Raw genomic sequence first — 20151 nt, forward strand, 5'->3', positions numbered from 1 at the left:
ATTGGGCGATCGGCATGGATGTTATTGAGTGATCGGCATGAATGTTATTGAGCGATCGCCATGCGTGGGAATACGCAACCGCTGTCACATCCCGCCATGAATTAAACAAAAACAACTATTGAGTCAAAGCTCAACACTTTGCGAGCTGGATCACACCGGCAAAACCATGCAACAAAAATCCAGTTATTGCTACATTCATCGCCTGTCCAACCCCACCATAGAGGGCAATAATGAGCCCAATTCGCAACGCATGACTTAGCCCTGACGGGAAAGGAGAGTGAGATGTTACCCACCATGACCAACGGCAGACTCATCTGCCTGGAGTTGAAGGCCACCAGCAAGGAGGCCCTGTTCGACGAGATGGCACAGATGCTGGCGCGCGATGGAGCCGTGTCTGATCAACAGCAATTCGTCAAAGATGTCTGGGCCCGCGAGCAGCTGGACTGCACCGGCTTCGAGCAGGGTGTCGCCCTGCCCCACGCCAAGAGCAAGGCGGTCAGCCGCCCGGCCATTGCCATCGGTGTCAGCCGTCAGGGTATCGAGTACGGCGCCGAAGATGGCAAGCCGACCCAGCTGATCTTCATGATCGCCTCCCCGGATGGCGGCGCCAATCACCATATCGAAGTGCTGGCGGAGCTCTCTACCCGTCTGCTGGAGCCGGGCTTTATCGAACAGATGAAAGCGGCCACTACTGTCGAGCAAGCCCTGACCCTGCTCAAGCAAGGCCCGAAAGTGGCAAAGCCTGCCCCTGCCGCCAAACCGGCTGCCACTGCACCGGCTGAGCCCGAAGAGCGCACCTTCAAGGATCGCCTCAATACCATGAAGCAGCACCTGCTGTTTGGTACTTCCCACATGATCCCCTTCATCGTGGCGGGCGGTGTGCTGCTGTCCCTGTCGGTGATGATGAGCGGCAAGGGCGCCGTGCCGGAAGCGGGCTTCCTCAAAGACATGGCCACCATGGGTATCGCCGGTCTGACCCTGTTTACCGCCGTGCTGGGTGGCTACATCGCCTACTCGCTGGCTGACAAACCGGGCCTGGCCCCGGGCATGATCGGCTCCTGGATTGCCGTTCAGCACTATCAAACCGGTTTCCTCGGCGCCATTCTGGTGGGCTTTATCGCCGGTTTCGTGGTCAATCAGCTCAAACGGATCAAGCTGCCTGACTCCATGACCTCGCTTGGTTCCATCTTCATCTATCCGCTGATCGGTACCTTCCTGGTGTGTGGCATCGTGATGTGGGGGATCGGTGCCCCGATCGCCGCCATGATGGAAGGGATGAACCATTGGCTCTCCAGCATGGCGGGCTCCGGTAAAGTGATGCTGGGTGCCATTCTGGGTGGTATGACTGCCTTCGATATGGGCGGCCCGGTCAACAAGGTTGCTACCCTGTTTGCCCAGACTCAGGTCAACACCCAGCCCTGGCTGATGGGCGGCGTCGGTATCGCCATCTGTGTGCCGCCGCTGGGTATGGCACTGGCCACCTTCATGTCTCCGAAGCGTTACAAGAAAGAAGAGCGTGAATCCGGCAAAGCGGCCGCCATCATGGGCATGATCGGTATCAGTGAAGGTGCCATTCCGTTTGCCGCCGCTGACCCCATGCGTGTTATCCCGGCCATCGTCGCAGGCGGTATCGTCGGCAACATCACCGGCTTCATGATGCACAGTATCAACCACGCCCCCTGGGGTGGCTGGATTGTCCTGCCGGTTGTTGAAGGCAAGATGGGTTACATCCTGGGTACCATCCTCGGCGCCCTGACCACTGCCGTAATCGTCAACCTGCTGAAGAAGCCGGTAAGCGAAGAAGATGACGTGACCACCACCCAAACCAGCTTCGAAGTCATTGAAGCGGAAGGGGAAGCAGACGTACTGGCCATCACTGCCTGCCCGTCTGGCGTGGCCCACACTTTCCTGGCCGCCAAGAGCCTGCAGAAGGCCGCTGCCCAGCAGGGGATCAAGATCAAGGTCGAAACCCAGGGCGCCAACGGCATCATCAACCGCATCACCGCCAAGGATGTCGCCAACGCACGCTGCGTCATCTTCGCCCACGATGTGGCCATCAAATACCGTGAGCGCTTCACCAATATCGAAGTCATCGATGTGAAGACCAAAGAGGCGATTCACAATCCGGAAGGTCTGCTGGCCCGCACTCTGGGCAACAAGGCAAACGCCGCCTGATAGCAGTCAGACTCAACCTATCATAAGGGGCCCATCACGGGCCCCTTTTCGTTGCCTGCCGAACAACCGCATATCATCCCACCGACCAAGCCACTGATTTAAAACATATTAACCAGTCACATCACGGATCTTGGCGAGCCGTCACAGAACGGTGACGTGTAAAAAAACAGCAATTGAAGCGCTGGTCAGATCTCATGTCAAATGGCTCCGCCTACTAAACTGGAGCATCACAAAAATGATAAAAATCAATAAATTGGTTCTGGCTGTTACCCTCACCCTCACTGCCACCCCCTTGCTGGCGGCCCACTGGGAGTGCGGCGAGCACGTGCGCTTTGGCCTCCCCTCCGAATCGGATCAGAAGCTCTGCCGTGAAGGGTATGCCGTCGGCTACAACTACGACTACAAGGTGGCGGACTGGGTCTCCTACCGGATGACCGCCCAGAGCGCACAGGGCACAGTGCCGCGCAAGGATGCCTTCGCCGAGGACAGGGAGATCCCGGTCGCCTACCGCGCTACCCTCTCCGACTACAAGGGCTCGGGCTACGACCGTGGCCATCAGGCCCCGGCGGGGGACATGAAATCGAACAAGAACACCATGAAAGAGAGCTTCCTGCTGAGCAACATGACACCGCAGATCGGGGTGCTCAACCAGAAGGCGTGGCGCGTGCTGGAGGACAAGGTGAACAAGTGGGCGGTCTCCCGCAAGGATGTGCAGGTGATCACCGGCCCTATCTTTACCGGCTCTGAAGAGTCCATTGGTCAGGGTGTGGCGATCCCGAGTGCCTACTACAAGATCGTGATGGACCCGGCCAAACTGCAGGCCATCGCCTTTATCATGCCGCAGGAAGAGGTGCCCATCAGCCAGATCGCCGACTACCGGGTCTCGGTGCGTCAGGTGGAAGAGCAGACCCAGCTCAACTTCTTCAGCGATATGCCCGAAGAGCAACAAGAGACGCTGGAAGCCCGCGTCTCCCCTATGTGGAACTGATCGCGAACACTCACCCGCAGATGGATTGACACCCCATCTATCTTGAACCGCGATAGAGGAAGGGGCCAACGCCCCTCGCAGCAGAGGGAGGTTCGCTCCCCCTGCCCTTTTCAGATGGCTGCTGACCCGTTGCGGCCACTGTTGCGGCCATTTTTGCGGCCACTAGTGTGGCATCACCCGACGACCCGCCCCGACTCACAGTTTGCCGCGCCGTTAGCTGCTATATTGCCCCCTCTTTGGCACTAACAGACTGAATTGACGCACATTTGCCTCGTCGCATCGGCCCGCAAACCGCTGCGCCACGGCGCAATTCAGCCCGACAGAGGACCTTTTGATGAAACAGACCCTTCTTGCCCTGACCCTCGGTGGCCTGCTGGCGCTCTCTCCCCTCGCCCTGCAGGCGGCCGAGAGTTCGATGCAGATGGAGCATGACCTCAATACCCTGGTCAGCAAACGCCAGGCGGTGGACATGCTGCTCGGCGAAGCGCTGCAGATATACAAGTCGCCAGCCAAGATCTCCCACGCCGGTTTTACCGCCAAGATGCCGAGCAATATGGAGCTGGTGACCGAGCGGCTGCTGGCCGCCTACCAGCTCGAGCCCTACCGCACCGACCTGCTGATCTCGGCGGCCAACGCCCAGATCTACAACGGCAACCTGAGCCGCGCCATCACCTTGCTGGAGCAGGCACAGGCCGTCGCTCCCGATGATCTCGACATCAACAGCTATCTCGCCATCTGGCAGCTGGTGAAGGGCAACAAGGAGGCCTCCCGCAGCTATCTGGCGAAAGTGGCGGATCGCAACGGCGGCCGCGCCGCCGATCTGGAGGAGATCATCGCCCGGGTGCAGCGGATCACCGCCGCCCCGCTGCAGACCGAACTGACCGAGGATCAGGTCAAGGCCACCAGGGAAGGCAAGCGCGCCATCGTCACTCTGGGCTACGCCCTCAATCCCGACGGCAGCATGGACAAGATCCTGCTGGGCCGCCTGCAAACCACCCTGACGCTGGCCAAGGCCGACCCTGAGGCGCTGATCATCCTGACTGGCGGCGTGCCGCAGAACCGCCAGACCGAAGGCAAGCTGATGGCCGACTGGCTGGCCAATCACGGCATCGACCGCAGCCGCCTGATTGAAGAGAACTACGCCACCAGCACGGTGGATAACGCCCTCTACAGCGCTTATGCCCTCGCCCGCCACCAGATTGACTATGCGGTGCTGGTGAGCTCCGCCAGCCATGTTCGCCGCGGCCAGACGGTGCTGGAAATCGCCTGCGACCAGATTGGCCCTGCCAACATCAAGGTGGCGAGCATCAGCTACCCCGACAAGCCCCTCGAGGAGCTGGCCACCCCGAGCGAGAGCGAGCTGCTCGGCATCTACCGCGACGCCCTGCGCACCTACGGCATGTGGAGCTACCGCTCCGCCCCGCTGATTGAGCGTTGATCGGCCATCAACACGAAAAAGAGAGGGAGGCATCATGCCTCCCTCTCTTTTTATTGGCCGATTATTGGCTGAGCTGCGCCCGTTAGCTGACGATAAAGCCCTGCGAGGGGGCCGCTTTGGGGTCGTCACCGAAGCGGTTCGGCCCCTGCTGGCCGTTGCAAACCATAAAGTAGATGAGCACCAGAGTGCCGATAATGGGGATAAGCCCGAGCAGCAGCCACCAAGCGCTGCGGTCGGTATCGTGCAGACGACGGGCCGCAACCGCCAGCGATGGCAGCAACACCGCCAGCGAATAGATGGAGCTTATCAGCTCCTTGTCGCCGCCAATCAGCTTGTCCACCATGCCGAGCAGCAGCATGACGATGACGTTACACAGCACGAACATCCAGTATTCGGTGCGGCGAGCCCGCCCGCTGAATACCGCATATTGCTTGAGGACCGAGATATACCAGTTCATTGCGCCTCCAGAGTGGCTGTTACGCCAGTGAGTAAAAAGAGAGTCGATAAAACAAGTAGTTAAGAGCTTAACGCGATCATCCCCCCGAGTCGACAAGGATGCCCGAACGCCTCCCAAACTAATCAGCGCCGGCAATGATTGACCGACCCGAACCGGGGAGAGCTGCGCCCCTGCAACAGGGCAAATCATCCCCATCAGCGCATCACTCTCGTCACAAGCAGGAAAATGGTGCTTAATAATCCATTAGCAATCGTATGGACTCAGCGTGAGGATAACGGTAGATTCGGCGCCCAATCCTGAACAGGATCTGTGTCTCCCTCCCATAATGAATCCACTTATTCATTACTTCTCCTAACACAGGGATAGCCATGAGTATTACACGCAGAGATTTTCTCAACGGCGTTGCCATCACCATTGCGGCAGGCATCGCCCCCATCAATCTGCTCAAGGCTGCCGAAGGCGGCAGCACGCTGGCGGATAAAACCCTGGCTTACCCGCCCGCCCTCACCGGCCTGCGCGGTAATCACCCGGGCTCTTTCGAGCCGGCCCACAGCATCGCCCGTGACGGCAAACAGTATGATTTTGCCAATATTCCCCTCGAGGGGGAGTACGATCTGGTGATCGTCGGCGCCGGGATCAGCGGTCTGGCCGCCGCCTGCTTCTATCAGCAACTGCTCGGCGCGGATAAAAAGATCCTGCTGCTCGACAACCACGACGACTTTGGCGGTCACGCCAAGCGCAACGAGTTCACCACTCCCGATGGCCTGCGTCTGGGTTACGGTGGCAGCGAATCCCTGCAATCACCGCGTTCGGTCTACAGCCCGGTAGCGCTGGGGCTGCTCAAGGCGCTGGAGGTCAACATCGACGAGCTGGCCAAAGGGTTCCAGCAGACCTTCTATCCGGATCTGGGGCTGAGCCGCGGCGTCTATTTCGACGAGAAGCACTTTGGCGTCAACAAGATAGTGAACGGCGATCCGGGTCACAACGTGGCGGATGACATCCCCCGCGATCGCCTGAACGGCCGTCCACTGGCAGAGTTTATCGGTGACTTCCCGCTGGATGATGCCGACAAGGCCGCCCTGTTGGCCCTGCACGAAGCGAAGATCGACTACCTGAGCGGCATGACCCGCGAGCAGCAGGACGAGTGGATCACCCGCAACAGCTACACCACCTTCCTGCGCGATAAAGTGGGCCTGAGCGAGCGGGCGATCACTTACTTCCAACAGCGCACCAACGACTTCCAGGCGGTCGGCATCGACGCCACCGCCTGCGCCGATGCGCGCCTCTGCGCCTTGCCGGGTTTCGACGGCCTCAATCTGACGCCGCTTGATGCCGAGGAGCAGGCGGAGCTGGACGATCCGTATATCTTCCACTTCCCGGATGGCAACGCTGGCCTCACCCGCCTGATGGTGCGCAAGCTGATCCCGCAGGTGGCGCCGGGCCACACCATGCAGGATGTGGTGCTGGCCAAGTTTGACTACGGCAAGCTCGATCTGCCCGAGCACAAGGTGCAGTTGCGCCTTGGCAGCACGGCGCTGCAGGCCAAAAACGTGCGCCTCGCCGATGGCAAGCTGGCGGTGGACGTCACCTACATCAAGGAGGGGAAACTGCATCGGGTACGGGCCAAGCAGTCAGTGATGGCGGGCTACAACATGATGATCCCCTACATGGTGCCCGAGATGCCGGAGCCCCAGAAGGAGGCGCTGCGCCAGAATGCCAAGGCGCCGCTGGTCTACACCAAGGTGGTGATCAAGAACTGGCAAGCCTTCGTCAAGCTGGGGGTGCACGAGGTCTACTCCCCCGCGGCCCCCTACAGCCGGGTCAAGCTCGACTATCCGGTCAACCTCGGTGGTTATGAGCATCCCAAAAACCCGGATCAGCCCATGTGCCTGCACATGGTCTATGTGCCGACCCTGCCGGGCAGCGGCCTCTCGGCCCGCGAGCAGTCCCGCAAGGGGCGCGCCATGATCCTCGGCATGCCGTTCGAGCAGCATGAGCAGATGATCCGCGAGCAGTTGCAGGGGATGCTCGGCAGCGCCGGTTTCAACCATGAGCAGGATATCCTCGCCATCACGGTCAACCGCTGGTCTCACGGCTACTCCTATGTCACCAACACCCTGTTTGATGACGAAGCGCAGTGCGAAAAATGGATTGAGCTGGGCCGCCAGCCCATCGGCAACATCACCATCGCCAACTCGGATGCAGGCTGGAGCCCCTACGCTCACGCCGCCATCGACGAAGCGTGGCGCGCCGTCAACGAGCTGGTTGCCCTGAGCAAGGGAGGTGCCCAATGAACCGCGCCCTGTCACTGTCGGCCAGCGCCCTGCTGCTGGCCCTGCCCACCCTTGCCGCCCACGCAGCCCCCGCCATGTCGGCGGGGGAATACGTGGCCAAGCTCGGCGATTGCGCCGCCTGTCACACCAGCGAGACCAGCAAGCCGCTGGCGGGCGGCAAAGGGTTCCCGACCCCCATCGGTATCGTATTTGCCACCAACATCACCCCCGACAAGACCCATGGTATCGGCAACTACAGCCTGCCGGAGTTCATCAAGGTGATGCGCGAAGGGGTGGCCCGCGATGGGCATCGCCTCTATCCGGCCATGCCCTACACCGCCTACGCCAAGATGAACGGTAAGGATCTCGAAGATCTCTATCACCATCTGATGCAGGAGGTGCAGCCGCTGGCCATCGCCAACAAGGAGAGCGACATCCCCTGGCCCCTCAACATGCGTTGGCCGCTGATGGGCTGGAACTGGGTCTACCACGATGACAGCCGCTTTACCCCGGTGGCGGGCAAGAGCGAAGAGTGGAACCGTGGCGCCTATCTGGTGCAGGGTGCCGGTCACTGCGGCAGCTGCCACACCCCGCGCGGGCTCGGTATGCAGGAGAAAGCGCTGACCGAGGCGGATCCCGTCTACCTGAGCGGTGCGGCGCTGGATGGCTGGTATGCCCCCGACATTCGCGGCAGCCGTTACAGCAAGCAGGCGCTGATCGATCTGCTGAAAACCGGCCGCAGCCAACATGAAGCGGTCGCGGGCCCCATGGGGGAAGTGATCACTCACAGCAGCCAGTATTTCAGCGACGCCGATCTGGCCAGCATCGCCACCTATCTGACCGACCTGAAAGATGAGCCGGTGGCGGAGAAAGGGGCCCGTGCCTATGCCAGTGCCAGCGGCAAGGCGGACTACGCCATGTACTGCTCCACCTGTCACGGGGTCAACGGCCAGGGCAATGACCACGTCATCCCCTCGCTGGTGAACAACCGCACCGTGCTGGCGGGCGATCCGTCGAGCCTGATCAACGTGCTGCTGCACGGCGCCGAAACACCGGTCACCCACGACCATCTGGGTTACCACATGCCGGGTTATGGCTGGACCCTGGATGACGAGCGACTCGCCGAGCTGGTCAACACCCTGCGCGCCTCCTGGGGTAATGAAGGCACCGCCGTCAAGGCAGCTGCGGTCAAAGCCCAGCGCGAGCTGCACGGCAAGGAGTAAGACTCCAGCTCCAGCGCCAGTGCAGCACAATCGCTCACGCTGCAGCATAAAAACGGGCCTCCACTGGAGGCCCGTTTGCTATTGGTGAACCGCTGGCAGGGGGTCACCCCTTGCGCGGTTTGGTGCCCGGCAGCGGTGCCGCTGGCTGGCGGTAATCGCCATAGGGGAAGATATTGCGAAAACGCTGGGCCACCGGCTCGGGGATGGAGCGGGAGAAGATCAACTTCACACCATCGCCATCGCGCTGCCCCACAATGCGACCGCGCACCGTGTCGTGGCGCAGGATCTGCTTTGCATGCTCAATAAAGGCAGGCGACACCTTGCCCTGCTTGACCACCACCTTGCCGGGAGCAAGGCGGATTTCGAACAGGGCACCACGCCCCAGCTTCATCAACCACCAGATCAGGGCTATCGCCACTATCAAGGAAATCCAGGCCATCTTCATCCCTCCCAAGCTCTTGATATAAGGCAGTATAAGCGGCCGTGCGCTCCGATTGTTTGGCGCCGATCACAGCCCCCGCGTCAGCGCAATAGCGCCTCTTTGCTCAGCAATCCTTCCCCCAGCCCACCAGCGTCTCGCGATAGAGCGCCAGCAAGGCTTCATCGCGCACCGCCACCCCGACCTGCTGCGGGCGATAGGCTGCCCAGTCATCGTGGGAGTGGCGTTTGCCATCGAACTTTTGCAGGGTGTGGCCGATGGCCGGGCCGCTGGTGATCACCCGCACCGGCCCCTCGCGCAGGGTAAAGAGGGTCGGATCAATCACATAGGCGATGGCGGACGGGTCGTGGACATGGCAACCGGAGAGCCCCAGCTTCTCGGAGTAGAAGCGCAGGTAGAAGCGGCTGACATCCCACAGGAAGCGGCCCGGCTCCCCCGCCTTGTCCCTGAGCTCATCCAGATAGGCGCTGCTGAAGAAGCTCTGCTGGGTCACGTCCAGCCCGATGATCACCACAGGCCAGTCTGCGGTAAAGACCCGGTCGGCGGCATCGGGATCGTCGTGGATATTGGCTTCGGCATAGGGGGTAACGTTGCCGCGATGGCCGTTGACGCCAAAGGCGCCGCCCATGACTACCACCTGTTTCACCAGAGAGACAATCTCGGGCGCCTGTTGTAGCGCCAGCGCCAGATTGGTGAGCGGGCCGATAGTGACGAGGGTGATCTCCCCCGGCGCGGCTTTCACCGCCTCGACAATATATTGCCAAGCGGGGCGAGGATCCGGAGCGATAGTCACCTCCCCCGCCTCCATGTCGCCAAAGCCGCTCGGGCCGTGGACTATGGTGGTGGGGCCGACCGGCTCGCGCAGCAGCGGGGCGGCAGCACCTTTGGCCACATCCGCCTTCATGCCGTACTTCTGCTTGAGCCAGAGGGCGTTGCGGGTGCCATTGGCGATGGTGGCGTTACCAAAAACTGTGGTGATGGCGAGCAGCTCGATGGCGGGGTGGGCCTCGGCAAACAGGATGGCCATGGCATCGTCGATACCCGGGTCGGTATCCAGAATGATTTTATGGGTCATGAGAAATTCCTACGGTGACAAACCCTGCGACAAAAGGGAGAGTCTACCCGGCTGACGGCCTCGTATCCCGGCATGGGATCACAGACCGGGCCTTTGCTCCCGGCAACGACACTCGGCTGGCGACGATCAGCACAAAAAAACGGCGCGGCCCTGTTGCCAGCGCCGCGCCCTTTATCGTTGTTTGTTATCTGCTATCTGGCACTGATCTGCCTGACTGCGCCCCTCAGTGCTTGCGATGCCAGCGCGGTGAGGTCGCCTTCTCCCCCCAGGGGGTCACGCAGGGGAGCAGCGCCCCTTCAATCACCACCTCGCTGCCCGCCAGCGCCTCGGCGATCTTCTGGTGCAGCACCCGCAACACCTTGCCCTCGTGCTCGGCCAGAGAGTGGCCCGCGGCAAAAAACTCCGGCTGATATTGCAGCGCCAGCTTCTGGGCAAATTCATAGGTGTTGAAGCAATCCGGCATCCGCTCAACCACATCTTCAAGCCGGGCCAACAAGCTGTTCAGTTCCCTGGTCATAGTGCTCTCTCCGTGTAGGTTAATAGCCAAAAACTACCCCTTATTGGATAAGTCACCAACGAGCAAACCCCAAAAGTGTGGGGAGGCACACAGTTCTCTCTTGCGTCCAGCTCGCGGTGAGCGGGAGAGATCTTGCCAGCTTTACATTCCGGTAACAAACAGCTACATTCAGACCGACTAATCAGTCGGTCATTTTTCATGCGGAGAACAACATGGGTGCGGCGCAGCTTCAACACACTCCTGAGGATATCCTCGCCATCAAGCTCTCCTTGCCGGATCAGCTGGCACGGCTCAAGCGGGCGAGTCTGGCTCACCCCATGCCCACCCTGGCCGAGCGCCGGGCACAACTGACCAAACTCAAGCAGGCGCTGCTCGCCCACAAGGGAGAGCTGTGCAAGGCGCTGGCAGCGGATTATGGCCAGCGCAGCAACTACGACAGTCTGATCGCCGATGTGCTGCCCTGCATCATGCAGATCAACTACACCCAGAAGCGGCTCAAGCGCTGGATGCAGCCTCACCGCCGCCACACCGGCCTGCTGCTGGCCCCCGCCCGGGTCGAGGTGCACTTCCAGCCGCTCGGAGTGGTCGGCATCATAGTGCCGTGGAACTTTCCGGTGATGCTGAGCCTTGGCCCCCTCATCACCGCCATCGCAGCGGGCAACCGGGCGATGCTGAAACTCTCCGAATTCACTCCCCATACCAACGCCGTGCTGCGCACCATGCTCACCAGCGTGTTTGACGAGCACGAGATCGCCATCATCGAGGGGGATGCCCAGATGGCGGCGGCGTTCAGCTCGCTGCCGTTCGATCACCTGCTCTTTACCGGATCCACTATGGTGGGCAAGCTGGTGATGGCCGCGGCTGCGCCCCAGCTCACCTCGCTGACACTGGAGCTGGGCGGCAAGAGCCCCTGCCTCATCGCCCCCGACATGCCGGTGGCCACCGCGGTCGAGCGGATGATCTTCGGCAAGAGCCTCAACGCCGGGCAGATCTGCGTCGCCCCCGACTATGTGCTGCTGCCCCGCAGCGAGGTGGAGAGCTTTATCGCCGCCTATCGCAGCCACTTCAGCAAGCTCTACCCGCAGGGGCTAAACAGTGCCGACTACGGCGCCATCATCAACGACCGCCAGTATCAGCGCCTCGTCAGCTGGCTGGATGAGGCCGAGCAGGCGGGTGCCGAGCTCCACCCCTGTGGCAGCCCTGCCCGTGACGACCAGCGTCGCCTGCTGGTGCCCCACCTGCTGACCGGAGTGCCCCATCATTGTCAGGTGATGCAGCAGGAGATCTTCGGCCCGCTGCTGCCGCTCATCCCCTACGACACCCTGGAGGAGGCGCTCGCCTATGTGGCCGAGCGGCCCCGCCCGCTGGCCCTCTATCTGATGAGCTTCGACCCCGGGCTGCAGGCGCGGGTGACCCGGGAGACCCACTCCGGTGGCATGGCCATCAACGAGAGCCTGTTTCAGGTGGCCGCCGACGATGTGCCGTTTGGCGGCATCGGCGCCTCTGGCATGGGCCACTACCACGGCCACGAAGGATTCCTTACCTTCTCCAAGGCGAAAACCGTGCTGACCCGCGGCAAGTTCACCACCGGCTCACTGATCCACCCGCCCTACCACAGCTGGATCCAGAAGCTGATGATGGCCTTCTTCCTGCGCTGATGGAGATGACCATGGATCAGACCAGCCCACCGCCACCAGCCATGACCGACAAGCGCCGCCAGATCCTGGATGCCGCCCTCGCCCTCTGCGCCGAAGATGGCCTGCAGGGGGCCGCCACCGCCCGTATCGCCAAAGCGGCCGGGGTGGCCAACGGCACCCTGTTCCACCACTTTCCGAGCAAGGAGGCGCTGATCCTCCAGCTCTATCAGGATGTGAAAACCCGGATGGGGGCCGCCATCCATGAAGCAGACCCCACCCTGCCGCTGTACGACCAGACCCGCCACTACTGGCAGCTGGCGATGAGGTGGATGCTGGCTAACCCCAATGAACTCAAATTCGTGCTGGGCTTCTTTCACTCCCCGCTGCTGGCCAGACCGGCCCGCAGCCAGATCCTGAACGATGCCTTGCGTTTTCTGCCCGCCCTGCTGGCAAAGGGGCAGGCCAGCGGCGAGCTGATGCAGGCTCCCGCGCCACTGTTGCTGGAGGTGTGTCAGGGCCAGTTCCTCGCCTGCGCATCACTGTTTGTCGATCAACCGGAGCTGGGAGAGGACGACTACTGGCAAGCCAGTGCGTTCGCCCTGTTCTGGTCAGCCATCTCAGGAGCCAATCCCCATGCAAACAAGGATGTTTGAATCTGCGGCCGCCCTTGGCCGCCACCTCTGGATCATCACCCTGCTCTGGGTGGTGGGTCGCACCCTCTGCCGCGCCGCCCGCACCGACGAGGCGGTACGTCGCGAATTGGCGCCGTTGCCGGACGGGCTGGCGATCCGCCTCGAAGTGGGCGGCATCGGCTACGCCATGAACATGCACAAGCAGGGTGGCCGCTGGTATCCCGGCGCGCCGGTCGCCCCTCATGCCACCATTCATCCACTGCGGGTGCGCTTCAAGCACCCCAATATCGCTTTTCGCACCCTGAGCTTTCGGCTCGGGGTCAATCAGGCGTTTGGTGAAAACCGGCTGTTGGTGGAGGGGGATCTGACCGTCGCCATGCAACTGGTGCGGGGGCTTGAGCAGATGCAGTCCCTGATCCTGCCCGCCTTTATCGCGCGGCCGCTGCTGCGCCACTATCCCGTCCCGACCAACAAATTCGGCCGGGCCTGCAACATCTATCTGGGTCTGGTGACCGGCTAACGCGCAAGGAGCCTTGAAATGAGCCGCTATTACGATTTCTTCTGCCCGGTCAAACTGCTGGCCGGTGAACAGGCGCTGGAGCAGCTGGCCAGCGAGCTGGCCAGCCTGGGGGCCCGTCGCCCGCTGCTGCTGACCGACAAGGGGGTCAATGCCACCGGCCTTGCCACCCTGCTGGCCAATGTGCTGGCCGAGGGGGATCTGCCGGTTGCCGCCATCTGGGACGAGATCCCGGCCGACTCCTCCACTGCCGTGGTGGAGCGGATCGCCAAACGCTATCGCGAGCTCGACTGCGACAGTCTGGTGGCGTTGGGGGGCGGCTCGGTGATCGACACCGCCAAGGCGGTGAACATTCTCACCTCCATGGGTGGCGAACATCTGCTCGACTACTCAGGCGCCGGTTGCCTGACCCGTCCCCTCAAGCCGCTGGCGGTGGTGCCCACCACGGCGGGCACAGGATCAGAAGTCACCCTGGTGGCGGTGATCAAGGATGAGGCGAGCGGGCGCAAGGTGCCCTTCACCTCCCCCTTCCTGCTGCCCCAGCTGGCGGTGCTCGACCCGCGCCTGACCCAGGGGCTGCCCCTCAATATCACCGCCGCCACCGCCATGGATGCCATGACCCATGCCATCGAGGCCTTTATCGGCACCGCCAAGAACCCGGTGAGCGATGCGCTGGCCCTGATGGCGGTGGAGAAGATCGCCAGCGCCCTGCCGCAAATCATCCACGATCCGCAGAACAAACTGCTGCGGCTGCAATTGGCGGAAGGCTCAACGCTGGCTGGCATGGCGTTCTCCAATTCCATGGTGGGGCTGGTGCACGCCCTCGGCCACAGTCTGGGGGCCCGTTGCCATCTGCCCCACGGCCTGTGCATGAACCTCTTTTTGCCCACCGTGCTCGACTACAACCGTCCCGAGGTGGATGGCGAACTGGCCCGGCTGCTGTTGCCGCTGGTGGGGGCCGAGTGCTTTGCTGCCACCCCGGCCCACCAGCGAGCGGAGGCGACCATCACCGCCATTCGCACCCTGCGCGATACCTTGTGGCAGGCGGTCAAGCTGCCGCGCACCATGAGCGAGGCAGGGGTGAGCGATCGCTCGCTACTGACCGAGATACGCGATCTGGCGATCAACGATGGCGCCATGCTGTTCAATCGCAAGGACGCCGACCGTGAGCAGTTACTCACCCTGCTGGAGCGGGCCTGGGCCTGATCCTGCCCCCTTGCCAGCACTCTTGGCTGACACTAACGCGGTGCCCGACTAGCAATCGGGCATCTTGATCTACCTCGCGATATTCACACCACACCATGCCAAAGCGCATGATATTGACCACGGGCTCTCATTATCTGTTCTATACCTTGGCTAACAGTTATGTTGTGCCGAGAGACCCAACTTTATGCCAGAGGTGCCCACCATGAGCGACATCATCCATCAGGCCAACCAGCAGCAGTTCATCTGTATGGTGGAGGGGAAAGAGTCGAGACTGCGCTACCGGCGGCTCGATGCCAAGACCATCGACGCCTACAGCACCTTCGTGCCCCCCGAGCTGCGGGTGCAGGGGATTGCCGATCAGCTGGCGCGTGCCTTCTTCAACTGGACTCAGGCGGAGGGGCTCACTATAGTGCCGAGCTGCCGCTACATTGATGTCTGGTTACGCCGCAATGCCAACAACTGAACCTCTGAACACCGCCCTCGAACAGCAATTCCAAGCCAAAACAGAAGCCCTGCTGCGGGCCGATCCGCAGCGGATGGCCTGCCTGCAAGCCGCGGCCGAGCTCAATCTGCCCGACTGGGCGCTGGGGGCCGGTTTTATCCGCAACCTCATCTGGGATCACCTTCATCACAAGGCGGTGCCCACCCCGCTCAACGATATCGACCTTATCTATCTCGATAAAAGCGATCCGCAAGGGCTGGCCGAAGCGGAGCACGAAGCTTGGCTCGCCAAACGCCTGCCCGGCCAGCAGTGGGAGGTGCGCAATCAGGCCCGCATGCACACGCGGCAGCTGGTGGCGCCGTTTGCCAGCAGCCTTGAGGCGCTCAGCCACTGGGTCGAAGTGCCCACCTGCATCGGCGTGCGCCTGAATCAGGATGGCGAGTTCGAGTGGCTCGCCCCCTACGGCTTTGCCATCAACTGGTCGATGCAAGTGAGTGCCAACCCCAGATGTCGCCAGGACAAACATATTTTTACCCAGCGCATCAAGGAGAAACGCTGGCAGGCTATCTGGCCTGACCTTCAGGTAAACTGGCCATAACCTGATTGCAATCTTTCGATAACCTTGGGCACACTAGGGGAAAAGCTGGTTGTAACTCAATGGGTTAAATAATGCGCGACTTCTTCTCTCTCGAACGCTGGCTACCGGGCCTCGCCGCCCTGCTGCATTACCAGCGCGCCTGGTTGATGCCAGATCTTCGCGCCGGACTCTCGGTGGCGGCAGTGGCGCTGCCCGTCGCCATCGCCTATGCCGAGCTTGCCGGGGTGGGTGCCATCGTCGGCCTCTACTCCTGCATCCTGCCCATGCTGGTCTATGCCCTATTCGGCACCTCCCGTCAGCTGATCGTCGGCCCCGATGCCGCCACCTGCGCGGTCATCGCCGCCGTGGTGACACCGCTGGCCGCTGGCGACCCGACCCGTCACTGGCAACTGGTGATGACCATGACCGCCATGACCGGCTTCTGGTGCCTGATTGCCAGCCGCTTCAAGCTGGGAGTGCTGGCGGACTTTCTCTCCCGCCCCATCCTGATGGGACTGCTCAATGGTGTAGCCATCACCATCATGGTGGGCCAGCTCTCCAAGATCTTCGGCTTCACTTTCAGCGAACGTTACCTCATCGAGCGGATCGCCAGCGGGGCTACCTATATTACCCAGACCCATCTGCCGACCCTGGCCATGAGTCTGGTAGCCCTACTCACCCTGCTGCTGGCCAAGCGCTACAAACCGGCATGGCCCTCCTCCATGGTGGCCATGGTGGTGACCGCTGCGCTGGTGTGGGGCTTTAATCTCGGCCAGTTTGATATCGCCACCCTGGGGACGGTGGGCTCCGGCCTGCCCGCCTTCCAGATGCCGGAATTTCCCCCCGGTCTGATGCGGGAGCTGGTGCTGCCCGCCCTTAACCTCGCCATGGTGAGCTTCGTCTCCATGATGCTGACCGCTCGCAGCTTTGCCGCCAAAAACGGTTATGAGATAGACGCGGACAAGGAGTTTCGGGCCCTTGGCATGGCCAACCTCGCCTCCGCGGTCTCTCAGGGTTTCGCCATCAGCGGGGCGGATTCGCGCACTGCGGTCAACGACGCCAACGGCGGCAAGAGCCAATTGGTCTCCATCATCGCTGCGGCGGTGATCGCCCTCATCACCTTCTATCTGACGGCGCCGCTCAAATATATACCCACTGCCGCCCTCGGGGTGGTGCTGGTGATGGCCTCCCTGTCGCTCACCGATTTTCGCGGGCTGTGGGCGCTGCGCAACTCCGATCGCTCCGCGTTCTGGCTGGCACTGGTCACCTTTATCAGCGTGCTCACCATGGGGGTGATCCCGGGGATCACCCTCGCCGTGCTGCTGGGGCTGTTCCAGTTCCTGCGCAATGTGATGCGCCCCACCGACCAGCTGCTCGGCATGGATGACGAGGGGGTAGTGCGCACCCTGGGGGACAACGAGCAGGCCAAGGCGATCCCGGGCATTCTGGTCTATCGCTTCAACTCGCCGCTGACCTACTTCAACGCCCCCTACTTCAAGCGGCGGGTGCTGGCCCTGCTGGTGCAGGATCCCCACAATCCCAAGTGTCTGGTGATCGACGCGGTCGCCTGCTTCACCCATCAGGACATCAGCGTGATGAGCATGGTGGGGGAGCTGCACAAGGATCTGAAACGGCGCGGTATCCATATGGTGATGGCGGGTCGCCACGGCCAGATGACCCACTGGCTCAAACAGGCGGGCGTACGGGTGGGCGATGAGGGGATCATCCTCTGCCCGGATATGTATCAGGCGCTGCGCATGACCCGCTGCTACCGCGAGCCGGTGTTCAGGGATGACGAGGTGGTGGAGAGCACCACAGATGCTATCCGCTCCCACTGGCCGCAGGATGATGCCCTGCCCGACTCGGCGCGCCTCACCCTGCCAAGCGAACAGGAGGCGGGAGCCACGCCTGCCTGATCCCCTGGCCTGATCCCCCGGGTCGGGCAATCCTGCACAAGGATTGCACCGGCCTTTGCCTTGGTGTTAAATGCGCCCCCAGAGGGCACTCCCCCGTGCCCTCCCAGCTGTTGGACATGCCATGCAATCTCAATCCCACGCAGGCCCGGGCACGCTCTTTGCGCTAACCTGGCCGCTCTTTATCGATCTCGCCCTGCACTTTCTGACCGGCGCCCTCAACACCTTCATGGTGGGTCACGTCTCCTATCAGGGAGTGGCCGCGCTGGCGGTCGGCAATCAGGTGTTCGATCTCGCCATCACATTGTTCAGCTTCGTCAGCATCGGTACCAGCGTGGTGATAACCCAGTATCTGGGCGCGGGCGATCGGGAGAAGAGCCGGGTGGTGATCCACACCGCCATCGGCTTCAACCTGCTGATCGGGCTGGTGGCCGCCATCGGCGTGATGGCGGGGGCCAGCACCATGCTGGCGCTGATGAACCTGCCCGCCAACCTGATGAGCGACGCGACGCTTTACTTGCAGATCATCGGTCTCTGCCTGTTGCCGGAGGCCGCAGCCCTCTGTCTGGCGGCTACCCTGCGCGCCCACGGCCACACCCGTCAGGCGATGTATGTGACCCTGATCGTCAACCTCATCACCTTCGTCGGCAACCTGCTGCTGCTCTACGGCTGGTTCGGCCTGCCCCAGCTGGGGGTCGCAGGTGTTGCCATCAGCACGGTCGCGGGCCGACTGGTGGGCGTGGTGCTGCTGGTGTGGCTGGTCGCCCGCAAGACCGGTATTCGACTGGTGGTGCGCGATATCGTCCACCCCAGTCGGGAGATGCTGGGCAAGGTGCTCCATATTGGCCTGCCTGCGGCGGGGGAAAACCTCTCCTGGATGCTGCAGTTTATGGTGGTGACAGCCTTTGTCGGATTGCTGGGTGACAAGGCGCTGGCGACCCAGTCCTACTTCTTCCAGATCTGCCTGTTTATTTTGCTGTTTGGCCTCTCCATCGGCCTTGGCAACGAGATCATCATCGGCCATCTGGCGGGCGCCAGACAGTTCGAACGCGCCTATCAGCAGTTGCTCAAGAGCCTCAAGCTGGGGCTGATGGTCACCTGCGTCATCGCCGTGGCGGCGGCCCTCAATGGCCGCACCATCATCAGCCTCTTTACCGATGATGCCAACATCATCACCCAGGTGGCGCAGCTGTTTCTTATCAGCCTTATCCTCGAGCCCGGCCGCACCTTTAATCTGGTGGTGATCAACGCCCTGCGGGCCACCGGGGATGCCCGTTTCCCCCTCTACATGGCGTTGCTCTCCATGTGGGGAATTGCCGTGCCACTCTCCTATTTCCTCGGTATCATGCAGGGCTATGGACTGGTCGGTATCTGGCTGGCGCTGGCCTGCGACGAGTGGGTGCGCGGTCTGGCCATGTTCTGGCGCTGGCGCAGTCGTCGCTGGCAAAACAAAATTCTTGTTGAAACAAAAGCGGAATCACAATGAAGAAGATAGGACTCTTGCTGGCTGCCATCCTGCTCAGCCCCCTGGCCATGGCGCAAACTGCCCCTGCCGCTCCCAAGGCTCAAGCCACCCAGACCTGGTATGTGGCCCCCATCGCCATCGATGAAACCAGCGACGCCCAGAAGGCGCTGACCAAGGACTTCATGGCCCAGATGATCAAGACCATCAAGATCAACGAGTACCAGACCGGCAAGGCGGTGGGCAACACCAAGAAGCCCAAGTGGCTGATCCGCACCAAGCTGATGCCCGCCAGCAACGAGCCGCTGGTCGGCAAGAAGCACCCTCAGGGTCTCACCTACGGCAAGGGCAACCCGACCCAGGAGATCGTCGGCGAGCTGCTGATGAACGGCACCCTGGTGGCTCACATCGGTCAGGGCTGGCGTGAGCCAATCGTCCCGGGCACGCCGGTGGCTGACAAGCTGAGCATCGCCAACTATCGCTACGCCATCGGGGATCAGGCCAAGTCGGCGGATCTGGAAGAGCTGGCTGCCCAGATAGGCTTTGAAGCGGGCAAGGTGATCCACCGCGACGGCAAGCCGCTGCCCGAGAAGAAAAAGAAAAAAGAGCCGGCGGACGAAGAAAAACAGTAACGTCGCCAGCCCCCAGACAAAGGGGCCACACGGCCCCTTTGTTGATCCTGTCCCCTCACGCCAGCGCCGCCCCTGTTGTGACTTACCGCACAGTTTTGTGCACCATCCAGATTGATAAATTACTTATCTTGTTTTAATTCAATAAGTTATAAATATCCCGTCAAATACTCCAAATGATTGCCCCCAAATTCGATCAGGATCACATTTATCCCCGGCACTAAGGGGTAGCTTTGGTCTTACAGGCACAATCAAACGAAACCAAGGAGGTTCCATTACATGTTCCCAGAGTACAGAGAACTCATCTCGAAACTTAAGAGCAGTGATGTCCATTTCCAGAAGAAGTTTGACTTGCACAACGACCTGGATGCGGAGATTAGAAAGTTGGAAAAGCATCACGCCAGCGACTATAGCGCCGAGGTGAGAGATCTGAAAAAACAGAAACTCAAACTGAAAGAGGAGATATACGACATCCTCAAACAACATCCACACTAGATGCCTCGAAGAATACCCGGATAAGCAATTTATCCTCCAGCCCGGCCCAAGAGCCG

The 20151-nt window shown here is 61.4% G+C and carries 19 protein-coding genes; 15 read left to right on the top strand and 4 right to left on the bottom strand.

What is annotated here, in order from left to right; genetic code table 11:
* Positions 1-282: 282 nt before the first annotated feature.
* From OKC40_RS18215 to OKC40_RS18225, 3 genes are all read left to right on the top strand, one after another.
* The gene (locus OKC40_RS18215; protein WP_042657222.1) at positions 283-2175 is read left to right on the top strand and encodes a PTS fructose transporter subunit EIIC; all 1893 of its coding nucleotides are present in this window, start codon (positions 283-285) and stop codon (positions 2173-2175) included.
* 235 nt (positions 2176-2410) lie between these two features.
* The gene (locus OKC40_RS18220) at positions 2411-3163 is read left to right on the top strand and encodes a DNA/RNA non-specific endonuclease (RefSeq protein WP_182933849.1); all 753 of its coding nucleotides are present in this window, start codon (positions 2411-2413) and stop codon (positions 3161-3163) included.
* 334 nt (positions 3164-3497) lie between these two features.
* Positions 3498-4601, top strand: coding sequence for an ElyC/SanA/YdcF family protein (locus OKC40_RS18225; RefSeq protein WP_270796428.1), 1104 nt, complete (start codon positions 3498-3500; stop codon positions 4599-4601).
* An 82-nt stretch (positions 4602-4683) separates the two neighbouring features.
* On the opposite strand, the gene OKC40_RS18230 is transcribed toward OKC40_RS18225, so the two are convergent.
* Positions 4684-5058, bottom strand: a complete 375-nt coding sequence (locus OKC40_RS18230) for a DUF805 domain-containing protein (protein WP_019446635.1) — start codon at positions 5056-5058, stop codon at positions 4684-4686.
* A gap of 368 nt (positions 5059-5426) precedes the next feature.
* On the opposite strand from OKC40_RS18230, the gene OKC40_RS18235 reads away from it, so the two are divergent.
* Both OKC40_RS18235 and OKC40_RS18240 read left to right on the top strand, forming a co-directional pair.
* Positions 5427-7352 (top strand): NAD(P)-binding protein, encoded by a 1926-nt coding sequence (locus tag OKC40_RS18235; RefSeq protein ID WP_270796433.1) that lies wholly within the window; start codon positions 5427-5429, stop codon positions 7350-7352.
* Positions 7349-8554: a c-type cytochrome gene (locus OKC40_RS18240; protein WP_270796436.1), complete on the top strand. Its 1206-nt coding sequence runs from the start codon at positions 7349-7351 to the stop codon at positions 8552-8554. The genes OKC40_RS18235 and OKC40_RS18240 overlap by 4 nt, the downstream gene beginning before the upstream one ends.
* Positions 8555-8657: 103 nt before the next feature.
* Here the strand turns inward: OKC40_RS18240 and OKC40_RS18245 are convergent, their stop codons facing one another.
* From OKC40_RS18245 to OKC40_RS18255, 3 genes are all read right to left on the bottom strand, one after another.
* Positions 8658-8993, bottom strand: coding sequence for a DUF3634 family protein (locus OKC40_RS18245; protein WP_042057852.1), 336 nt, complete (start codon positions 8991-8993; stop codon positions 8658-8660).
* Between the two features lie 106 nt (positions 8994-9099).
* Positions 9100-10068, bottom strand: a complete 969-nt coding sequence (locus OKC40_RS18250; RefSeq protein WP_139442541.1) for a nucleoside hydrolase — start codon at positions 10066-10068, stop codon at positions 9100-9102.
* A 223-nt stretch (positions 10069-10291) separates the two neighbouring features.
* A complete protein-coding gene (locus OKC40_RS18255; RefSeq protein ID WP_042656987.1) occupies positions 10292-10585 on the bottom strand; it encodes a hypothetical protein in 294 nt (97 codons plus the stop codon).
* A gap of 212 nt (positions 10586-10797) precedes the next feature.
* Here OKC40_RS18255 and OKC40_RS18260 point away from each other — a divergent pair, with 212 nt between their 5' ends.
* The 10 genes from OKC40_RS18260 to OKC40_RS18305 all read left to right on the top strand — a co-directional run bounded on the left by OKC40_RS18260 (position 10798) and on the right by OKC40_RS18305 (position 20095).
* Positions 10798-12243, top strand: a complete 1446-nt coding sequence (locus OKC40_RS18260; protein WP_270796440.1) for a coniferyl aldehyde dehydrogenase — start codon at positions 10798-10800, stop codon at positions 12241-12243.
* An 11-nt stretch (positions 12244-12254) separates the two neighbouring features.
* Positions 12255-12875 carry a TetR/AcrR family transcriptional regulator gene (locus tag OKC40_RS18265; RefSeq protein ID WP_042656996.1) on the top strand — a complete coding sequence of 207 codons (621 nt, stop codon included), beginning with the start codon at positions 12255-12257 and terminating at the stop codon, positions 12873-12875.
* Positions 12856-13374: a hypothetical protein gene (locus OKC40_RS18270; RefSeq protein ID WP_042057858.1), complete on the top strand. Its 519-nt coding sequence runs from the start codon at positions 12856-12858 to the stop codon at positions 13372-13374. Before OKC40_RS18265 ends, OKC40_RS18270 begins: the two co-directional genes overlap by 20 nt.
* Positions 13375-13392: 18 nt before the next feature.
* Entirely contained in the window at positions 13393-14577 is a 1185-nt protein-coding gene (locus tag OKC40_RS18275) for an iron-containing alcohol dehydrogenase (protein ID WP_270796441.1), read from the top strand.
* A 202-nt stretch (positions 14578-14779) separates the two neighbouring features.
* Positions 14780-15040, top strand: coding sequence for a GNAT family N-acetyltransferase (locus OKC40_RS18280; RefSeq protein ID WP_005337747.1), 261 nt, complete (start codon positions 14780-14782; stop codon positions 15038-15040).
* Complete coding sequence (locus tag OKC40_RS18285) at positions 15027-15617, top strand: nucleotidyltransferase family protein (RefSeq protein ID WP_270796444.1); 591 nt, start codon at positions 15027-15029, stop codon at positions 15615-15617. Before OKC40_RS18280 ends, OKC40_RS18285 begins: the two co-directional genes overlap by 14 nt.
* 71 nt (positions 15618-15688) lie before the next feature.
* Positions 15689-17512, top strand: coding sequence for a SulP family inorganic anion transporter (locus OKC40_RS18290; RefSeq protein WP_270796445.1), 1824 nt, complete (start codon positions 15689-15691; stop codon positions 17510-17512).
* A 121-nt stretch (positions 17513-17633) separates the two neighbouring features.
* Positions 17634-18995, top strand: coding sequence for an MATE family efflux transporter (locus tag OKC40_RS18295; protein WP_270796464.1), 1362 nt, complete (start codon positions 17634-17636; stop codon positions 18993-18995).
* Positions 18992-19603, top strand: coding sequence for a hypothetical protein (locus OKC40_RS18300; protein ID WP_111805811.1), 612 nt, complete (start codon positions 18992-18994; stop codon positions 19601-19603). Before OKC40_RS18295 ends, OKC40_RS18300 begins: the two co-directional genes overlap by 4 nt.
* Before the next feature lie 276 nt (positions 19604-19879).
* A complete protein-coding gene (locus OKC40_RS18305) occupies positions 19880-20095 on the top strand; it encodes a YdcH family protein (protein WP_042057872.1) in 216 nt (71 codons plus the stop codon).
* The last annotated feature ends 56 nt before the right edge of the window (positions 20096-20151 follow it).

This window comes from Aeromonas sp. QDB11 (genome assembly GCF_027705265.1).
Classification (GTDB): Bacteria; Pseudomonadota; Gammaproteobacteria; order Enterobacterales; family Aeromonadaceae; genus Aeromonas; species Aeromonas allosaccharophila.

Bases quoted from the DNA above. Each gene is read 5' to 3' on its own strand.
- OKC40_RS18215 (WP_042657222.1), top strand. From the start codon at position 283: ATGTTACCCACCATGACCAACGGCAGACTCATCTGCCTGGAGTTGAAG.
- OKC40_RS18220 (WP_182933849.1), top strand. From the start codon at position 2,411: ATGATAAAAATCAATAAATTGGTTCTGGCTGTTACCCTCACCCTCACT.
- OKC40_RS18225 (WP_270796428.1), top strand. From the start codon at position 3,498: ATGAAACAGACCCTTCTTGCCCTGACCCTCGGTGGCCTGCTGGCGCTC.
- OKC40_RS18230 (WP_019446635.1), bottom strand. From the start codon at position 5,058: ATGAACTGGTATATCTCGGTCCTCAAGCAATATGCGGTATTCAGCGGG.
- OKC40_RS18235 (WP_270796433.1), top strand. From the start codon at position 5,427: ATGAGTATTACACGCAGAGATTTTCTCAACGGCGTTGCCATCACCATT.
- OKC40_RS18240 (WP_270796436.1), top strand. From the start codon at position 7,349: ATGAACCGCGCCCTGTCACTGTCGGCCAGCGCCCTGCTGCTGGCCCTG.
- OKC40_RS18245 (WP_042057852.1), bottom strand. From the start codon at position 8,993: ATGGCCTGGATTTCCTTGATAGTGGCGATAGCCCTGATCTGGTGGTTG.
- OKC40_RS18250 (WP_139442541.1), bottom strand. From the start codon at position 10,068: ATGACCCATAAAATCATTCTGGATACCGACCCGGGTATCGACGATGCC.
- OKC40_RS18255 (WP_042656987.1), bottom strand. From the start codon at position 10,585: ATGACCAGGGAACTGAACAGCTTGTTGGCCCGGCTTGAAGATGTGGTT.
- OKC40_RS18260 (WP_270796440.1), top strand. From the start codon at position 10,798: ATGGGTGCGGCGCAGCTTCAACACACTCCTGAGGATATCCTCGCCATC.
- OKC40_RS18265 (WP_042656996.1), top strand. From the start codon at position 12,255: ATGGATCAGACCAGCCCACCGCCACCAGCCATGACCGACAAGCGCCGC.
- OKC40_RS18270 (WP_042057858.1), top strand. From the start codon at position 12,856: ATGCAAACAAGGATGTTTGAATCTGCGGCCGCCCTTGGCCGCCACCTC.
- OKC40_RS18275 (WP_270796441.1), top strand. From the start codon at position 13,393: ATGAGCCGCTATTACGATTTCTTCTGCCCGGTCAAACTGCTGGCCGGT.
- OKC40_RS18280 (WP_005337747.1), top strand. From the start codon at position 14,780: ATGAGCGACATCATCCATCAGGCCAACCAGCAGCAGTTCATCTGTATG.
- OKC40_RS18285 (WP_270796444.1), top strand. From the start codon at position 15,027: ATGCCAACAACTGAACCTCTGAACACCGCCCTCGAACAGCAATTCCAA.
- OKC40_RS18290 (WP_270796445.1), top strand. From the start codon at position 15,689: ATGCGCGACTTCTTCTCTCTCGAACGCTGGCTACCGGGCCTCGCCGCC.
- OKC40_RS18295 (WP_270796464.1), top strand. From the start codon at position 17,634: ATGCAATCTCAATCCCACGCAGGCCCGGGCACGCTCTTTGCGCTAACC.
- OKC40_RS18300 (WP_111805811.1), top strand. From the start codon at position 18,992: ATGAAGAAGATAGGACTCTTGCTGGCTGCCATCCTGCTCAGCCCCCTG.
- OKC40_RS18305 (WP_042057872.1), top strand. From the start codon at position 19,880: ATGTTCCCAGAGTACAGAGAACTCATCTCGAAACTTAAGAGCAGTGAT.